16 protein-coding genes and 3 tRNA genes are annotated in these 17,886 nt (G+C 48.6%); 5 read left to right on the top strand and 14 right to left on the bottom strand.

The window, feature by feature from the left end; translation table 11 throughout:
• The first annotated feature begins 33 nt into the window (after positions 1–33).
• Positions 34–1,221, top strand: coding sequence for a mandelate racemase/muconate lactonizing enzyme family protein (locus OXH00_06215; protein MCY3740593.1), 1,188 nt, complete (start codon positions 34–36; stop codon positions 1,219–1,221).
• Positions 1,222–1,311: 90 nt separating this feature from the next.
• On the opposite strand, the gene OXH00_06210 is transcribed toward OXH00_06215, so the two are convergent.
• From OXH00_06210 to OXH00_06150, 13 genes are all read right to left on the bottom strand, one after another.
• Positions 1,312–2,376: a Gfo/Idh/MocA family oxidoreductase gene (locus tag OXH00_06210; protein ID MCY3740592.1), complete on the bottom strand. Its 1,065-nt coding sequence runs from the start codon at positions 2,374–2,376 to the stop codon at positions 1,312–1,314.
• 81 nt (positions 2,377–2,457) lie between these two features.
• Complete coding sequence (locus OXH00_06205; GenBank protein ID MCY3740591.1) at positions 2,458–3,714, bottom strand: Gfo/Idh/MocA family oxidoreductase; 1,257 nt, start codon at positions 3,712–3,714, stop codon at positions 2,458–2,460.
• A 48-nt stretch (positions 3,715–3,762) separates the two neighbouring features.
• Positions 3,763–5,271, bottom strand: a complete 1,509-nt coding sequence (locus OXH00_06200; protein ID MCY3740590.1) for a transglycosylase SLT domain-containing protein — start codon at positions 5,269–5,271, stop codon at positions 3,763–3,765.
• Positions 5,237–6,022 carry a M23 family metallopeptidase gene (locus OXH00_06195; GenBank protein MCY3740589.1) on the bottom strand — a complete coding sequence of 262 codons (786 nt, stop codon included), beginning with the start codon at positions 6,020–6,022 and terminating at the stop codon, positions 5,237–5,239. Before OXH00_06195 ends, OXH00_06200 begins: the two co-directional genes overlap by 35 nt.
• 99 nt (positions 6,023–6,121) lie before the next feature.
• On the bottom strand, positions 6,122–6,667 hold the full coding sequence (locus OXH00_06190; protein MCY3740588.1) for a hypothetical protein: 546 nt from the start codon (positions 6,665–6,667) through the stop codon (positions 6,122–6,124).
• Positions 6,668–6,960: 293 nt separating this feature from the next.
• Complete coding sequence (locus OXH00_06185; GenBank protein MCY3740587.1) at positions 6,961–7,746, bottom strand: cytochrome c; 786 nt, start codon at positions 7,744–7,746, stop codon at positions 6,961–6,963.
• A gap of 106 nt (positions 7,747–7,852) precedes the next feature.
• Complete coding sequence (gene hpt, locus OXH00_06180; GenBank protein ID MCY3740586.1) at positions 7,853–8,416, bottom strand: hypoxanthine phosphoribosyltransferase; 564 nt, start codon at positions 8,414–8,416, stop codon at positions 7,853–7,855.
• Positions 8,391–9,833: a tRNA lysidine(34) synthetase TilS gene (gene tilS, locus OXH00_06175; protein MCY3740585.1), complete on the bottom strand. Its 1,443-nt coding sequence runs from the start codon at positions 9,831–9,833 to the stop codon at positions 8,391–8,393. The genes hpt and tilS overlap by 26 nt, the downstream gene beginning before the upstream one ends.
• 61 nt (positions 9,834–9,894) lie before the next feature.
• Positions 9,895–9,968 (bottom strand) — tRNA-Met (locus OXH00_06170).
• Between the two features lie 174 nt (positions 9,969–10,142).
• Positions 10,143–10,991: a phytanoyl-CoA dioxygenase family protein gene (locus OXH00_06165; GenBank protein ID MCY3740584.1), complete on the bottom strand. Its 849-nt coding sequence runs from the start codon at positions 10,989–10,991 to the stop codon at positions 10,143–10,145.
• Positions 10,992–11,007: 16 nt separating this feature from the next.
• The gene (locus tag OXH00_06160; GenBank protein MCY3740583.1) at positions 11,008–11,679 is read right to left on the bottom strand and encodes a DUF1080 domain-containing protein; all 672 of its coding nucleotides are present in this window, start codon (positions 11,677–11,679) and stop codon (positions 11,008–11,010) included.
• A 187-nt stretch (positions 11,680–11,866) separates the two neighbouring features.
• Positions 11,867–11,940: transfer RNA gene (locus tag OXH00_06155), tRNA-Met, on the bottom strand.
• A gap of 23 nt (positions 11,941–11,963) precedes the next feature.
• Positions 11,964–12,049, bottom strand: a tRNA-Leu gene (locus tag OXH00_06150).
• A gap of 133 nt (positions 12,050–12,182) precedes the next feature.
• On the opposite strand from OXH00_06150, the gene OXH00_06145 reads away from it, so the two are divergent.
• The 4 genes from OXH00_06145 (at position 12,183) to OXH00_06130 (ending at position 16,533) form a co-directional block, all read left to right on the top strand.
• The gene (locus OXH00_06145) at positions 12,183–12,956 is read left to right on the top strand and encodes an aldo/keto reductase (GenBank protein ID MCY3740582.1); all 774 of its coding nucleotides are present in this window, start codon (positions 12,183–12,185) and stop codon (positions 12,954–12,956) included.
• A 38-nt stretch (positions 12,957–12,994) separates the two neighbouring features.
• Positions 12,995–14,284: an LLM class flavin-dependent oxidoreductase gene (locus OXH00_06140; protein ID MCY3740581.1), complete on the top strand. Its 1,290-nt coding sequence runs from the start codon at positions 12,995–12,997 to the stop codon at positions 14,282–14,284.
• Between the two features lie 28 nt (positions 14,285–14,312).
• Positions 14,313–15,755 (top strand): sigma-54 dependent transcriptional regulator, encoded by a 1,443-nt coding sequence (locus OXH00_06135; GenBank protein MCY3740580.1) that lies wholly within the window; start codon positions 14,313–14,315, stop codon positions 15,753–15,755.
• Positions 15,756–15,816: 61 nt separating this feature from the next.
• Positions 15,817–16,533 carry a glycerophosphodiester phosphodiesterase family protein gene (locus OXH00_06130; GenBank protein ID MCY3740579.1) on the top strand — a complete coding sequence of 239 codons (717 nt, stop codon included), beginning with the start codon at positions 15,817–15,819 and terminating at the stop codon, positions 16,531–16,533.
• Here OXH00_06130 and OXH00_06125 read toward each other — a convergent pair.
• On the bottom strand, positions 16,523–17,884 hold the full coding sequence (locus OXH00_06125) for a hypothetical protein (protein MCY3740578.1): 1,362 nt from the start codon (positions 17,882–17,884) through the stop codon (positions 16,523–16,525). The genes OXH00_06130 and OXH00_06125 overlap by 11 nt on opposite strands.
• Positions 17,885–17,886 lie beyond the last annotated feature (2 nt).

Genomic DNA, 17,886 nt, shown 5'->3' with positions numbered 1-17,886 from the left:
CGAAAAGAGGTTGTTAAACTATAGGGAAATAATATGAAAATTACAAACATTGAAACGTTTATTGTGGATGCGGGGTGGCGGCCTTGGATTTTTGTGAAGGTGGGAACCGATGAAGGTGTCACCGGCTACGGCGAATGTAGTGATGGTAGGAATCCTAACGGCGTTGCGGGGACTATCAAAGACCTCACGCCGCTGCTTATCGGACGCGATCCGCGCCCTTATGAGATGCGGTTTTCGGATATGATTCGTGGTTCTCGACAAAGCCCTGGCGGCATCGCTGCGAAAGGGATCGCTGGTATTGAGTGCGCGTTGGTGGATATTAAGGCGAAAGCGTTGGGGATCTCCGTTGTGGAACTGTTCGGTGGACCGACACGCGATAATGTGCGCGTCTATTGGTCCCACTGCGGTTCCTCTCGCGCACGCAACTTTGAACTCATTGGTGTGCCACCTTTAAGAACGATGGATGACATCGCCGCGTTGGGGCGAGAAGTTGTTGAGAAGGGGTTCACCGCTCTTAAAACCAACATTGTCATTCCCGGTGACCCTGCTTCTGTCTATTTCCCAGGCTTCAGCAATGGACCGGGTACCACTGATGGAAATGTAACGCCTCAACTCCTACGGCACATTGAGACCTTAATCGGTACCTTTAGAGAGGCAGTTGGGCCCGATGTTGGTATCAACCTCGATCTGAACTTCAATTTCAAACCAGAAGCGTGCATGCGTATTGCCAAAGTGCTTGAACCGTTTGACATGCTATGGTTGGAAATCGATATGTACGACCATGAGGCACTCCGTCAAATCAAGGATTCCACGACGACGAAGATATGCACCGGCGAAAATCTCTATTACATGCGGGAGTATTTACCCTATTTTGAATGCCGTGCTGCCGATGTGTTCATGATAGATGTACCGTGGAACGGGTTCGCACCGTCAAAGAAAATTGGTGACTTGGCGAATGTGTTCCAGCTCAATGTCGCTCCCCATAACTATTATAGCCATCTCGCGACTTATATGAGTGCAAGTCTTTGTGCTGTCTTACCTAATGTGCGAATCATGGAGATTGATATTGATGATGTTCCGTGGAAGGACGACTTAACGACGCACGTTCCAGATATTGTGAACGGCTACATGAAAACCCCGACGCGTCCGGGGTGGGGAACTGAACTCAACGAAGAGGTTGTCAAGGCGCATCTCTGGGATAATCGGAGAGGCGATTGGTAGAGGCATTAAGCGGAAGGCGAGCGCAACTTTTTGGGGTTAATTATTAGGCTGCCGCTGTGCAGGAAATTAGAAGGTGTGGCTGTAGTGATGTCATTGCAAAATAGTAGTGTCATCTGCGCTATGGACGGGATGCGGATTCAGATTGTGGGCGCCATCCAGCGGAATATCATCAAGCATAATGACTGCTCCTGATGTGGCAGACTGATGCATGGCGAAAAGCGTCTGGACAACGTGTAGGTTACCCCGCCCATCCGTGATCGGTTTTTCACCTGTTTGTAAGCACTCCAAAAAGTGAGCCATCACATTCCCAAAAGCATCTGGGAACCACGTCCCCTCTATTGACGGTTTAATTTCTCGGGTTTCTGGTTCTGTGAGGTGAACCGTCATATCATCACTGTTCCCGTAGATAGCCCCTTTGGTGCCTTGGATGCGGATTTCCTCGTGCGGATGTTGTAAGTTGCGTCCGGGGTTGGCAAGAAATGCCCAGTTACACGAAAGCAAACCCTGTACACCGCTCCGACTTTTGAAGAGCGCGACAGAAAGAGTTTCGCCTGCCTCAATTGGGCGGTTATGTCCGTGTGCTTGACAGTAAACACTTTCATATTCGCCAAACCATTTATAGACAAGTCCAACGTGATGCACCTGCATCGCTGGAATCAAGTGGCGTTCAGGGAATTCGGTGTAAAATCCGTTGCAGGTTATGGAGACGTGGTAGATTTCGCCGAGGTATTCGGCGTTGATGTAGGGTTCAATGGCGAGGAAACCCGGAACAAAGCAGGAGTTTTGGTTCACCATCAGCTGCACGTTGTGTTGCTCACAGATGTTGACCATTTCAATAGCCTGTTGCATCGACATTGAGAACGGTTTTTGGCAGAGTATGTGTTTACCGGCTTCGGCGGCGGCTTTGACAATCGGAGAACGGATCCACGGTTGCACCGCCATGTCAACTACGTCAACATCTGTATCGGCAATCAGGTCAGCGATACGGGTGTATCGTTTATCAATGCCAAACGCGTTACCAACTTCATTGAGGCGTGTAACGTCTTTGTCGCAGATCGCAGCAACGTGCAGGCCTCGGCGCTGGTAGCCGAGTAGGTGCTGCTGCCCGATCCCTAATCCGATTAGCCCGATGCCGAATTCTTGTATGTCTGTCATCGCTGGTCCCTAAATAAGTAAACGCTTTTAAGCAGGTAACCCCCCTAACCCCCCTTATCAGGGGGGCATGAGATCGGAAAATCAGAGGCCCAATCCTTCGTCAATCTCGCGTTGATAGGTATTAATGGATTCATCAAGCATCTGATCCATCTGAACGATTTGTCCTGTTGCACCGGACTCGAGGATTGCGTAGGAGACAGCGACGGAACGTGTGCCTTGATAGGCGTTGACTTCAACTTCGCGCTTTCCGGCAATAACTTCAGCAAATTCACCATATTCCATGGCGATATTTTTCGCGTCCCCTTCCTTAAACGAGTAGTTCCACAATCGGTCGCCGCCGAACAGATCTGCTGTGACAGCGTCTAAGCGGAAGTCTGGAACGAGGTCCAAGATCCGTTGGTCGTTAATCGTTTCCTGGCCGTCAATATTCAGGGTAATAGTTCCACCGCCTCGGTCACCGGGGAGCGTCATAGAACCTTGAGAACCGTGAATTTTGCGGAGCCAGCTGCCTTGTCCCCACGCCGCGTGATCCTCAATATATTGTCCGACGGCACCGTTTTTGAAAGTCAGGGTTGCATAAGCGGCATCCTCAGCAGTTGCCTCAAATTCAGCGGGCATTTCGCGCTGCCATTTCGTATAGACACCAGCAGGATTAGAGCCAGATTCACCGGTCACTGCGGCAGAATTATGTCGGATAGGTTCATGAAGACGGGTTTGCGCATAGACGGTGTCAATTTCACCGAGGAGATACTCCATCATGTCAGCATAGTGGACACCGACATCCAGCAGTACACCGCTCTGATCTTTCTGATGTCGCCAGACGGAGATAAGCATGCGGTTGTTGCCCCCGATGGCATGATGGATAAGGAGGCGAGGTGTCCCGATAACTTCTGCCTCAAGCAGTGCTTTGGCAAGTCGGTTGATCGGATCCCGCCGATAGTTCTCTGCGACGCTGAGGATTGCCTCAGATGCATCAGCGGCACGCCGAATGAGATTACACGCCCGGACAGTTAACCCCATCGGTTTTTCGACCATTGTGTGCCAGCCGCGTTCGAGGGTTTCGATGGCGACGGTGTGGTGATATGGGGGTGTAGTTGTTACATCCACGGCATCAACACCGACTTCAGCGAGTTCTTCGAGACTTCCAACGACAGCAGGTTTTTCACCAAAACGTTCTTCTGCTTGCGCAGCGAGTGACTCGGCATTGGCAAGGACTGGGTCACATGCACCGACAAGGTTAAACCGTGTCCAACCTGCCCGATGGAGTTCTGCTAACCCATACATGTGCCGGTGTCCCATCCCGCCACATCCAACGATTGCCAATCTAATTTTATCCATATTACCCCCTTGCAGTCTATAGATGCGTTTTGGAAGCGCGTCCTCTTTTTACTTCAGGAGTGCGTCTAACCGCTTGAGATCAGTTTCCATTTGCGCTGAGTTGTCACGGTAGTGTTGGGAACGGCTAAGCACCTTGTTAGCATATCTTTTACCGCTGTTGATAAGGGGACCAGCGACTTTCACCTTACCGGGGCCGACGTTATAAGCACCGAGTGCTAAAGTCATATCCCCTCTATACTTTTCCAAAAGCATCTTAAAATAAGTTAAACCGGCGTGCAAATTTTTATGTGGATCAAATCGTTCATCTATGTGTGAATCAAGTTTTGGTTTCCTTTTATCCTGATACTTCGGTACTGTAAGTCCAAGTTCACGGGCAGTTTCAGGCATCATCTGCATCAATCCGCCTGCGCCGTTCTTAGACACAGCAATCGGATTAAAGTTGGATTCGGCGTGAATAATGGCAAGCATAAGTTCTACATCAATATCGTATTGCTTCGCTATTTGGACCGCCTTGTCCGCGGACTTTGGTTGTTGTATTTTTTCTCTTTCAGTTGCTGATTCAGATACTGGTACTTGCGGTGCACTTAAAGCGATCGGGCCTGGCTTCTGTGATGCACTTAAAGCAATCGGGCCTGGCTTCTGTGAGGTAGGTTGTGTTCCACCAAAAGACATGCCTATTGAAACAAGATGTCTGTGGTTGAGGTTTTCTTGGTTGAGGTAGGTGTAATGGAGCTGCTTTCCCAATTGGTTAAGTGAAAATCCGAGACTCCATGATTGAGATGGTGCCTCGTCGCTGAAGGCAAATGTTGAGCCGACACGGGCAGCAATTGTTTTGCTCCCGATTTCTAAGCTTGTACCAAGGCTTGGATGTGTAATATCTAACCGGTTGTGCCATCGGATAATTGGGTGGGGTGTAAGAACGGCACCGAGAGCAAGTTGCTGGTCAAAGGTTTGCAGAACCTCTCCGTTTCTATGCCGAATGGTAACTCCAGAAATATCGCGTAGCCGAATTCCGAAAGCAAAGTGAGCGTTAGGGGCTGTCAACACACCGACATCATAGTTTTGTGCCCAAAGGCTACCATAATAAGGTGCGCGGCTATACCCTGTGCTGGCACCGAGTTGCAGAGGACCGAATTTCCTGGCATAAGAGAGCAATGCCTGGTTATTGCCGAGTTCAAAACTACCGATCGGGTTCGCAACGTGATCTATCAGAAACCGATCGCCGCGATTTAAGTCGAGGAAATTTACGCCGAATGTCCCGATAGATTTGATAGGATAAGCGAAGGAGACAGCACCTTGAGACAGGTCGTAGATAAGGTTTCCACGCTGCAGCGTCGCAAGCCCCGCAGGATTCCAGAGGGGGCTTGTTGCATCATCTGCAGCACTGATAAATGCACCACCTAATCCGATGCCACGCGTGCCAACTTCGGGTCTTAGGTTGAGTGGATCTGATAATGTGCTTTTTTGACCGAGAAAATACGCGAATAAGAGAAAGATAGTCGCTATAAGTAGCAGACCCCGTTTACGGTATGGTAATGTACTTAGTTGGTTTTTCACTTCTGCCTTTGTACCTAATTTCAAAATGTAAATGGGGTCCGGTGGAGATACCGGTGTTTCCCGACAAGCCAATTACCTTTCCTTGGCTTACAGTTTGCCCGACTTTTACCCTGATGCGTGACAAATGTCCATACCAAGTGGTAAAATCGTCCGCGTGTTCTATACCGACAAGTTTCCCGTACCCACCTTTTCGACCGGCAAAGATAACTCTACCTGCTTTAGAAGCGTAAACACGTGTGCCTGTGGCAGCACGGAAGTCAATCCCAGCGTGGTGCTGGTAGCGCCCCGTTACGGGGTGAGGTCGGTAGCCGTATTTTGATGTAACGACTAAAGGTACCTTGAGCGGTTTTGCGAAACCTGGACTATCCTCACTAATCCGTATCATTCTGCCAATCTGGAGGCTGCGCGGCGAGGAGATACCGTTAATCCTTTGAAGATCGCGCCATTCAATGTTATGACGGCGACCGATACTAAACAGGGTATCCCCGGGCTGAACCTTATACCAGATGTCTTCAAATGCGAGAGTTTCTCTGGGAATACGCAGCGTCCTCCCAGTCCGTATGCGGTGTGCTGACTTAATACTATTCGCTTGGATAATCGATTTGAGGGGTACTTTGTACTTCTGCGCGATTTCCGACAATGTCTCACCTTTCTGAACCAGATGTTGCTGAACACCAGCAGCGAGTGCTGTTCCGAAAGGTGCTATTGCAAACAAAACACCTATAAAAATGTGAATTAACCTTCTCTTCATTTGTTACCCTGACAAAAGAAAATAAAATAAAACTGCGGCAAACTCTGTCAAAGCCTGAGCCGAGTAGATATTGCTCATTTTGACAGAATCTACTCCTAACTAATCTCTAACAGTCAGCAAGACATTTTTCGTGTCTGTGAAAATTTGCGTGTCGGTTTCAATGCCAGAAGATCCAACTGAAACGACTTCACTGATCACAGTCACAACAAGTTGAATAACTTCAACTTGAACGTTCTCCCCGTCAAGTGTTTGGGGAGCAGTCCAGGTGACCGGGTTTTCGGTGGATGCGGAAAGTTCGCCAAACTGGGTAATGTTCAGCCAGTTCAACGTAACACTGGTCCCTCTAACCCCTTTCACCGAAGCAGTTAATTCAACGTCTTCACCAGGTTGCACCGTTTTCTTGGTAACGGTGATTTTTACGTCAAGATCGGTAACCTGCTCCGGCTCCGCTACGTCCGGGATTTGTGTAAGTTCAACAATATCGTCTGTAGCTTCGCTATCTTCTACTGTTGGACTCTCTTCTGCGACAGGATTTTTTAGATTGCTACCACCGCAGCCTACGAAACTTAATACGAGACCTGCTACGAGAATGTAAATACCGGCTAAGGACATGTAGAACAACATGTCGCGTTGAGATACTCTCATGATACCGTCCTCTCTTCATACTTCGGATCGGGTGAAACACTGATGTGTTACAAAGGCATAGGTTTACTGTTTTACCAACCTGTGGACTTTTGGACTGAGGCGAATCGTTATTTCGTATTTTTCACAGTACTTAAACGGACGTAAAACAAACGAATACGCAAATTATACCCTAATCGTTCAAGTCAAGAAACTTGTTGGTTTGTTAGCAGTAACGAGTCGTGAAGAGAGTCAGTTACAAAAATAGTGGGTTTAGCAATAAAAGTTTGGCTGGGAGGATAAATCCCTATCTGCGCTTAATTTCCGGCATTTTCTAACTCTTGACGCAGAAATGCGAGAAGATCAGCGACCTGTTGATCGCTAAGGATGTCCGGTGCATAGAACGGCATCAAGACACCGCCTCCGCGAATTTTAGTAGCCCAACGTACCAACGTCGCATCTATGTTGCGAGGTGGTCTCGTGCGGATGAGTTGGGGGCCAATCCCGGCTTTGTAAGGTGTCGGATGGCAGACGACACAAGCGCGTCCGAAAAGTTGCCACCCATTCTCTGCATCGCCGCTCATCGCAGCAAGTTTTTCACCTGCAGCCTTTTTGGCGTCGTCATCTAACATAGCCATTTCAAACTGGGGACCCTTGTTATCACCAGAGATCGCTTCAAAATAAGCCATGAGTGCTTCGGCATGTTCCTCTGGAATCGCAGTCGGATTGACTTCGGTACCTGGGATTCGCTGTAAGAAATGTTGATAACAGAAGCCACCGCCACCAGCGGCGCGGGCAAAGTTTTCAGCTGAAATCATTCCACCTTTTGCCTGTCCACGGTGTGGGACACCGACGACACTATGCCCCGCGCGAATAACACCGTCTGGATTGGCTGTATCGTCAAAATCTGCGTGGCAGTTTGCGCAGGTAAGCCCAGTCGCGTGCCCTTTTGTCTTACCTGGTTTAATTGTTCCTTTAAAAGTCGGATCGTGAAAAAGTTCGCGCCCCAGTTGCGCTTTGTCCGACATTTGTGCATGTGTGAAAAGGATGAATGCCGTGATCAAAACGCCACATAGGGCAAACGAAACGAATTTACGCATCATAAATCTCCCTTTTTAATGATGTATTATCTGAGTATTATACCAAATATGCAATTTATTGTCAATTAAATTGTTTAGGATAAAGCGTTTTCATTAGATATTGAGGCACTTAAGTCGATTCCAACCGTGCAATATAGGGCAAATTCCGATATTGCTGTGCGTAATCAAGTCCATAGCCAACCACGAACGCGTCTGGGATCTCAAAACCGATATAGTCGATAGCGACGGGTACTTGGCGTTGAGAAGGTTTGTCAAGTAATGTGCATACCTTAACGGTTTTCGGATTCAGCGTTCGGAGGTGTTCACGAAGAGACTTCACAGTGTGCCCGGTATCAACAATATCCTCAACAATGAGGACGTGTTGTTGTTGAAGATAATCACTGCCACCGCGAATGAGTTGGACCCTTGATGGTTTTGTGCCGTTATGGTAACTCGTGAGTTGCACGAATTCAAAGCGGACCTGGACTTCTCTATCTGAATCAGTAAGTTGTGCGCTAAAAATGGCACGCGCGAGATCCGCGAAAAATAACACACTTCCCCTGAGTACGCCGAGGAGGACTAACTCTTGATTTTCGTAATCGGTGGAAATCTGCGCTCCAAGTTCACCAATGCGGTTTCGAAGACAGGATTCAGAGATGAGAACGGATTCAGGAAGAAGTTTGGTCGCTGACATAATGTAGATAGAGATATTGCCGTGTGTCAGGTTTGATCTTGAAAGATTCGCTGGTAGTGTAGCCGATAACCCACAAAATCGCGTCGCCACAAACAAGCAATGGAATGCTATCGCGTTCGTAGCGAGGCACCTTAGCATCTATCAAAAAGTCCTTAATCTTTTTCGTTCCTCGCATACCGTATGGCTGAAACCGGTCGCCTTGCCGCCGATTACGCACTATGAGCGGAACTGTTTCTGAAGTGGGTTTTGCAAACACCTTCCTTAATTTTTCGTGGTCAAATATCGCTTCAAACTTGCCATCAGGCAATGCGAGCGTCCTGCGGGACTCAACATCCCCCAATTCAGCAGTAATTTCAGTATTTAAAATTGCTATAGATGTTTTACCACCAATAGTGACCGGATAAGTGAAACTTTCTATTTCTACTGGTTTTCTTTCAAAGATGAGCTGCTGATATGCGCGTCGAAACCGCAAATCGTTTGGAAGTGCTAACACGGTGTTCGGGGTATCCCCTTCGACAAGGTTTAGCATCGCTTCACAATGTGCGAAATAGAGATCGTTCATATCGCCCAACATTTCAGAGACGCTCTGTCGAAGCATCCGCCTCTGCAATGCGATGTGATATTGGCGAAATTTCACCCTATTTAGTACAACACTCTTGTCTGGACCTTGTATCTGACACGTCTCAAATGCCTCCCGCGCTGCTGTGTCGAGGTATCCCGATTCAGCACGCAACACGTCGGCAGTACGACTTAATCCGGTCTTGATATTCGGATTATAATCACGCTCAAGTTGCGGTATCAATTCGCCACGGATACGGTTACGAAGATAATCTGTATCCGTGTTAGTTGCGTCATGTCGTGGGACAATACCAATGGATGTAAGAAACGTTTCAATTTTTTGACGTGTAAACCCCGCGAGCGGTCTAATAAATTTCATATCCCTGACAGGTGAGATGCCTTTCAAACCAGTCGCACCGCTCCCGCGGATGAGGTTCATCAAAACCGTCTCAGCGATATCATCCTGATGGTGTCCTAAGGCTACTTTAGTGGCACTAACTTCCGTACAGACGGATTCGTAAAATTGATAGCGCGCCTTCCGACCTGCCGCCTCTACAGACAGTTTCCACTGTTTTACCAAACGAGGCACTTCCGCACTTTGAATAGTGCAAGGCAATTCCAAGCGTGCTGCGTGCTGTCGAACAAACTCCGCGTCTGCATCTGCATCCGGGCGGAGACAGTGATTCAAATGCACAATGTGAAGTTTGCAGTTAAGTTGTGCGCGTAAAGCATGCAGCCCGTACAGAAGGGCAAGCGAATCCGCGCCGCCTGAGACCGCAACAAGCACAGTCTCACCATCTTCAATCATCTTGTGTTGTGCAATGAGACGGTGCATCTGTCGCACAAAGTCGATTGTCATGAGGTGTGCCAATTTTTAACAGCAAGTTCGGGGAACCTGCCAGCTGCGCCAATAAGAGCAATGCCGGTGCGGAGAGTCGAACTCCGGACAGCACGATTATGAGTCGTGTGCTCTAAACCACTGAGCTACACCGGCACGTGTCTGGGGCGAGTTAGTAAATTCTACCCCAACATTTTATTTTAAGTATAACACACATTATAAAAAAAGTCAAATGTTTTTGTCAGGTTTACCCGCTAAAACCGTTGCTTTGATGGCGGATAGTCGTGCTTTCAGGTATTCAAAACATTTGAGGGTTAGGTCAAATTGAAGTTAAAGAAAATAATACTTTGACCGTTCAGTTTCTGGCGTACGATCTGGGCGGGTTCGATACCAGCGGAAGTGTTCATAGTGAGCGGTATAGTGTTCGCCATCTCGACTGTCATTGTAGCTGAGGAACAACATTCGCCGCGCACGCTTCGATTTATTGGATGCCGCCGCGTGTGGCGTCAAACAGGTAAAGATCGCCATGTCTCCGGGTGCTAAGTCCACGTAGACGTGTTCCTCGTTTGCGAGATGTTCGGGATCAATTGAGCCTTTATCAAGCGAACCGGGTTCATGTAAAAACCCTTGATGATGCCCCGTCCAGAGTTCTGTGCATCCGTTCTCTTTCGTGCTGGCATCAAGCGCGACTGAAACCGTAAGGAGACTCTGCGGGAAGCCTTGCCACCAATTGTAATCCTGGTGCAGTCCATTACCGTGGCTGTCCGGTGGTTTGAAGATGAGTTTATCTTTGAACAGTACGGCTTCGTAGCCATTATACAGCGATGCCAACCGATCCATAATCCGTCTGTCCCGAGCGAGTGCAGAAAATAGTGGTGAGATGCTCACAAACGGATCGATTTTCCATGGTTGTCCATTTGCCAATATCTCAAAGCGGAGGTTGTATTTCGGTTCGAGCTGAAATTCATGGCTCAACGCAAACGCACGCTCAACAATCTGTTCTGCTTCTTGGCGGTAGGTCTCAATCTCTGTAGGTTGGAACACATCACGGAGAATGAGGAATCCTTTCTCGCGATACGCCTCAACTTCAGCGGTATCAAGTGCGAAATGCAGTGGTCGTTGCTGTGGACCGTTCCATTGCGGTGTGCCTATTTCAGATGGGCGTTCAACACTTACCATTGTTGTCTCCTGTCCATTACTGAACTCGAACATCTGTTTTCAATTGTCCCCAACGCGTTGTGAGTTTACCATTCGGCTCAACTGCGAAGGAAGGGATGTCTGCTCCGTCAATGACCAGATTATCGAAGTGGGCGTTTGCCGAGTGCGTAATAAAGCCGATACGTCCACTGTCACGGAATTTTGCATCATCGTCACCCTCGAACAGGAGTTCATCATCGATGAAACACTGATAATTTTGACCCTCTGCAACAACTTTAAAACGATAGGTTTCGCCAACTTCTGGGTCAATAGGTAAAGGCGTTACGATGTGGTCCCATTTATTCTCTCTCCATCGGGAGAATTGGCATTTATGCTGGTCTGTGCGAATCCAGAATCGCATGCCGTTGTCTCCGTCCGTATCGGCACGGATTAACACCCCCGCTGCATTCACGTCGCTCACATTTTTCACCAAGGTTACATCCACTTCAAGGGTGTAATCCGTCCAATTTTCATCCCCAAACATCGTCTTGGCGTACGGTCCAGCAGAAGTCTCGGCGTAGGCATCTTTCTCGATTTTCCACTCACCACTGACTTCGTTCCATCCGTCAGGCAGCCCTTTGTCAAAGTTTTCTTGCCATATCCCTGCTGATACGGTCGGAGTTAATATGGCGACCATGAATATAACAGTTACTACATTGAAATAACGCATAGGTTCCTCCAATCTTTGACTCGTTGAGACGAGCCATTGATGACTCCCCGAATTATTATTTTCCTGTAACGGTATCACTTGCTTAGAGCGTGTTTGGAAGTGTTCGTTGAAAGACAGGTATCGGTTGTTATCTTACCAAAGGAGCGGAAAAAGTTCAAGAAGATTGTAAAGGGAAGGTTGAAAAGGATTGCAGGGGGGGGATTTGAACCCCCGTCCTCCGGGTTATGAGCCCGACGAGCTACCTGGCTGCTCTACCCTGCGGCAAGTTTTATTTTCCTAAATCATGGTCGAGGAGGGACTTGAACCCTCACACCTTTTTACGGGCGACGGATTTTAAGTCCGTTGTGTCTACCGATTCCACCACTCGACCGCAAATAGTGTTAATAGTATACACCATCGGTAGATGTTTGTCAACTTTTTTTGATTTTATTTTTCTAAAAGTACTGTGAGAGGGTTTTCTTAGCACTTGACTTTTTTTTCGGAATCGCATATCATAGGGTATTATGAAAAACATCAAACTTTCATCAGGCCACGAAATACCGATACTGGGTTTAGGAACTTGGCAGCTCAAAGGCAGGCAGTGCCGGCGCATCGTCAAAGAAGCCATTGATTTGGGGTATACCCATATCGACACAGCGTGGATGTACCAGAACCAGCGCGAGATTGGAAAAGCGCTTCGCGACGTTCACATCGACCGCGAAGATATTTTTCTGACCACTAAAATTTGGCACACCCATCTCAAGCATGCCGAGGTCCTCGCTCAATTTGAGGAGTGCCTCAGCGATCTGCAAATGGATTATGTTGATCTGTTATTAATTCACCATCCGAGCGGCTCTGTTCCGGTTGCTGAAACTTTTGATGCGTTCCAAAAACTGTACGACGCGGGTCAGGTGAAAAGCATCGGTATCAGTAACTTTAGCATTGCCCAGGTTGAAGAGGCGTGTGAGGTCTCGGAACTTCCGATTTGCACGAATCAGGTGGAGTATCATGTTCGGAGAAATCGTGCAGAATTGCGAGACTATTGCCATACCCGCGACATTGTGATGACAGCGCATCGTCCTTTGGCTGTTGGTAACCTCGCCAGTGACACCGTATTGCGTGAGATTGGTGAGAATCACGGAAAAACCGCAGCACAGGTGGCACTCCGATGGTTGATACAGCAGGACATTATCACGATTCCGAAGTCGGGTTCGGTGCCACATTTGCAAGAGAATTTAGATGTCTTCGCGTGGGCGTTGACTGACGCAGAGATGCAAACGCTTGATACTGCAACGTAGGGCATTACTATTAAATTGATAAGGAACGGTAGAAGCGCATGAAATTTGGACTGTTTTATGAACATCAGATTCCGCGTCCGTGGCATGAGGGCGCGGAACATCAACTTTTTCAAGATGCGTTGGCGCAGGTAGAACTCGCTGACGCACTTGGTTTCGACTATATTTGGGAGGTTGAACACCATTTCCTTGAGGAATATTCGCACTCTTCTGCACCGGAGGTATTCCTTGCGGCTTGTAGCCAGCGGACGACACAGATTCGGTTAGGACACGGGATTGTGTTGATGCCCCCAGCGTATAACCATCCCGCACGTGTCGCTGAACGGATTTCGACGCTTGATTTAGTATCAAATGGACGTGTAGAATGGGGAACAGGGGAGTCTGCTTCGCATATAGAGCTCGGTGGCTTCAATGTTGACCCGAAACATAAACGCGAGATGTGGGCAGAATGCACACGCGAGACGGCGAAAATGATGACGCAATCGCCTTATGCTGGTTATGATGGACAGTATTTTTCGATGCCGACACGCAATGTGGTTCCAAAACCGTTGCAGACACCGCACCCACCGCCATGGGTGGCTTGTTCCAGTCGCGATAGCCTTCGTTACGCCGCCAGATATGGACTTGGCGCGTTAACCTTTGCTTTTGTCGATGCGAGCGAAGCCAAATTTTGGGTGGAAGAGTATTACGAGATTTTTGAGAAGGAATGCGAACCGCTGACACAGCGAGTAAACCCTAACATCGCCATGGTGTCGGGATTTTCATGCCATAATAATGAGGAGACGGCTGTTGCGCGTGGGTTGGATGGGTTGCGTTTCTTCCGATTCGCGCTTGCACACTACTATCACAACGGCTCACAGATACCAGGGCAAACAGATATTTGGCAGTTATACAGACAGACAACGCAGGAGCCTGCAGAGGGTAGAGCAGGCATCGGAACGCCAGATCAAGTGCGTGAACATCTTGAGGTGATGGAGGATGCTGGCGTGGACCAAGTCGTTTTCATTCAGCAGGCTGGTGCGAACCGCCATGAAGACATAATGGAATCGCTGGAACTGTTTGCGGAACGCGTGCTCCCAGATTTCAAGGCGCGGGACGCAGCACACGTTGAGAAAAAAAATAAACGGCTTGCCAAGGCAATTGAGAGTGCTGAAAAACAAAAACCGGCATTGACGCCTCTCAGCGAGGTACCGGTTGTGGATGCCTATCCGGTCCTCAAACGGAAGTTAGAAGAAAAAACAGAAGAAGTTGGTGCTACTGAAATGAGCGATGATGGCGAAAAATTTCTGTTGTCTATAGAAGGTGGAAAGCGGGCTGAGAAGGACACGTAGACACTGACGCGCTTGTGCGGGGTTCAAAATGAGAAATGTATTGGTCGTTGACGACGATGAGAAAATCTGTTGGGCATTCGAGCAGTTCTTAGAAGGCGAAGGCTACGCCGTCGGTATTGCGAACAGTGCTGAGGAGGGTTTACGCCGCATCGCAGCTGACAAGCCAGATATCGTTTTACTCGATGTGAACCTACCCGGTATGAGTGGTTTGGAGGCATTAGGTGAGATAAAAGCGAATCACCCATGGGTGATTGTGATTATTATCACGGCTTATGACGATGTAGAAACGACAATAGAGGCGATGCGCTTACAGGCGTTCGACTTTGTTCCGAAACCGATTGATCTGGATATCGTCAAAAGTGTACTGGAGCGCGCCTTCCGAACACAATCCGTTCGCAGCACCTTACCTGTCGGAATAGCAGATGAATCACCAACGGCGCAGATTGGTGGACACCGACTGGTTGGAAAAAGCAGCCAGATGCGCGAGATTTACAAACTCATCGGGCTTATGGCAAGCAATACGGTAACAGTCCTGATTGACGGTGAAACGGGAACAGGCAAAGACCTTGTTGCCCGCGCGATCCACGCGGGTAGTGAACGCAAAGAGAAACCGTTTATTCCTGTTGATTGTGGTGCCCTCCCTGATGAACTTTTGGAGAGCGAACTCTTCGGCTATGAAGCGGGGGCGTTCACAGGCGCGAAAACGGAAGGGAAACCCGGGCGATTTGAGCTGGCAGATGGTGGTACTCTTTTTCTTGATGAAGTTGGTAACATGACCCCGGCGTTACAGGTGAAGCTGCTTCGCGCACTACAGACGCAAGAAATAGAGCGATTGGGTGGAACCCGTACGCTTAAAGTAGATGTCCGCGTCGTTGCTGCGACAAACCAAGATCTCGGGGACATGGTGAAGCGCGGGCAATTTCGCGAGGATCTTTACTATCGTTTCAGACGTATCGCGCTCCATCTTCCACCCTTGCGGGATCGCCAAGAAGATATTCCGTTGCTCGTTACACATTTTCTGCAACTTATTCAAGAGGAGCTTGGCAAGCCGATTCGTGGTATCTCCGAAGACGGCATGAAACTGCTACAAGATTACACATGGCCCGGCAACGTCCGAGAATTGGAGAATTGCCTCAGAAGCGCGGCGGCGCTCTGTCGGTCGGATGTGATCCTTCCAGACGACCTACCTCCAGAAATTCGTACAGGATCCATTGCGGATCCTACAAACACATCGCAACTACTTACTTCTCTCAAGTCCGTTTTACAGGACGCTACAAAAACGGCTGTTGCTGAAGGAAAACAAGGGCTTTACGAGGAAATCATTGCTCAGTTGGATAAGGCGTTAATTGAGTTGGTGTTAGATGAGTTTTCAGGGAATCACAGTAAAACAGCCGAATTGCTCGGTATGAGTCGGACCACACTTTTAAAGAAGATTAAACAGAGTGGTGGTGCTGATATTGAAGGGACTTAATTAACAATCCCACTGCTTTGGCTGCGGGAGTGTCAATAGACACAATAGGAGATAAGATATCATGTGCTCGTGGATTCGGATTGCGCACCGTGGTGCATCCGGAAGTGCGCCGGAAAATACGCTTGCGGCATTCAAGAAGGCACTCGAAATCGGTGTGGATGCCGTTGAACTTGATCTGCACGGCACTGCTGATGGTGAGATTGTCGTGATACACGACTCTACCTTGGATCGGACGACGGACCTCCATGGGCGTATCAACGAAACTACTTTAGAAACGATTCAAAATGCCGATGCTGGCGGATGGTTTGATACCGAATTTGCGGGTGAACCAATACCGACGCTTACAGAGGCGTTAGCATGCATCGGAAAAGAGACAATTGCTGTTCTCGAAATCAAAGATCCGCTGATAGCTGAGGCAGTTGTCGCAAAGATTCATGAGACGCATACGCTGGATGTCGTCGTTGTTATCTCCTTTTACACCGCGGTTTTACAGACTATCCGAGCATTAGAACCTCGTATCGCAACGGGTTGGCTCATCGGGAACAGCGATAAACACGTGTCTCCTATCCAGTTGTGCCAGCAATTAGGTGAGCTTGGTAGCAGTCTGCTGAATGTCAATCACGAGTTAATCACGGCGGAATTTGCTTATGAAGTCCTGCGGCGCGGTGTTGCGCTGTGGTGTTGGACCGTAGATGACATCGCTCGCATGCGCGAGATGCAGAGGTTCGGTGTGCAAGGTATCACGTCAAATTACCCGGAACGCTTTGCTATCGTTTAGTTTGCCTCCCTTGGCCCCACCAAAACGTGGTTGCGATATACGCGAGAATCGGATAAGACAACAATGCTGTTGACCAAGCGACCCCGTCTAATCCCCAATACTGCATAAACAACCAATTAAGAACCGGATTTAGGATAAGTCTGATGAGAGTTGCCGTGACAACGGTCCCATGCGCTTGACGCGCGAGGTGTGCTCGGATTAGCAATCGGCTGATTAAACGTGGGAGCATCCCTAATAGATAGATACCAAGCAACGAAGCGATATGAAACTGCCCCACCTCAGACAATTCACCGTGTCCATACGAAACCGAAACGATATTTTCCCGAAAAAGATAAAAGCCTGCCAAGAAGGGCACCATCAGTGCCAGTAGCGCAACGACTCCTTGCCAGACACTTCGCTGTAATTGCGTCCCGTTGGTGGTTAAGCCGTTTTCTGATTGTGATTCTGACGAAGAGATCTTCGCCCAATGCGATAATAGGACCGGAAGCGTTACACCTGTGAGCGTTTCAGGGATTGCGCACAAGCGGAGTGCGTAATCAAGTTTCGAGACGGAACTTGTCCCTAATGTGCTTGCCATGCCCCTATCGACGACTGGGTTGATTCCATCGGCAATCGCAGCACCCATCATGAGTAGGCATTGGTGTAGGAACTGTTTGGTGTATGGTGTTTCTTGTAAATTTAGTTTCAGATGCCGCGCTTGCAGGTTCAGGATGGTACAGCATCGCGGGAACAAGACGATCACTTGAAAAAGTTCACCAAGGATGAGCGCGAGCGGTATACTGAACCAAGTTAGAGACGGTTTACATAGGTAGATAATCCCAATAACAAGTGCAGCACGGAATCCTTGTACAATAACTGGGAGTTGAAACACTTGATAAGTGTCTAATATCGCCTTGAGCATCCAACGGACTGATGCAATCGTCGTGAAACAGAGGAACCCACACACGATACTGATTGTGGTAGTGGGTGTGAGCCCGGCATTTGGAAAAAAAAGTTGGGAAATTGCCCAGGAAATGACAACGAGGAGACAACAGAGCCATGGCATTGTCGTGATATAACGGGAAAAGATGGATTGTACACAGCGTTGTGCCTCAGTTTCACCTTTCGCACGGGCTTCGGCTAACAGAGGGACGAGGACGGAATAGGCGGAGGCGGCACTGAGCAGCTCAATAAGGAATGCAGCGATGCCCCAATAGTAGTAAATAAAATCCATCTCCGCCGGGTCACCGAACCAATTAGCGAGGGCGATGTAGATAAGAAATGTGCCAGCACGTCCGATCAGGCTGAGCGGTGCAGTAAGGAGGACATTTTTGAGAATAGGAGGATTTGTCTGGGCAGCATTATTTGACATGC

The organism is Candidatus Poribacteria bacterium, assembly GCA_026706025.1.
Classification (GTDB): Bacteria; Poribacteria; WGA-4E; order WGA-4E; family WGA-3G; genus WGA-3G.
Note: the sequence above shows the minus strand (reverse complement) of the source record. Positions and strands in the feature narration are given on the sequence as shown.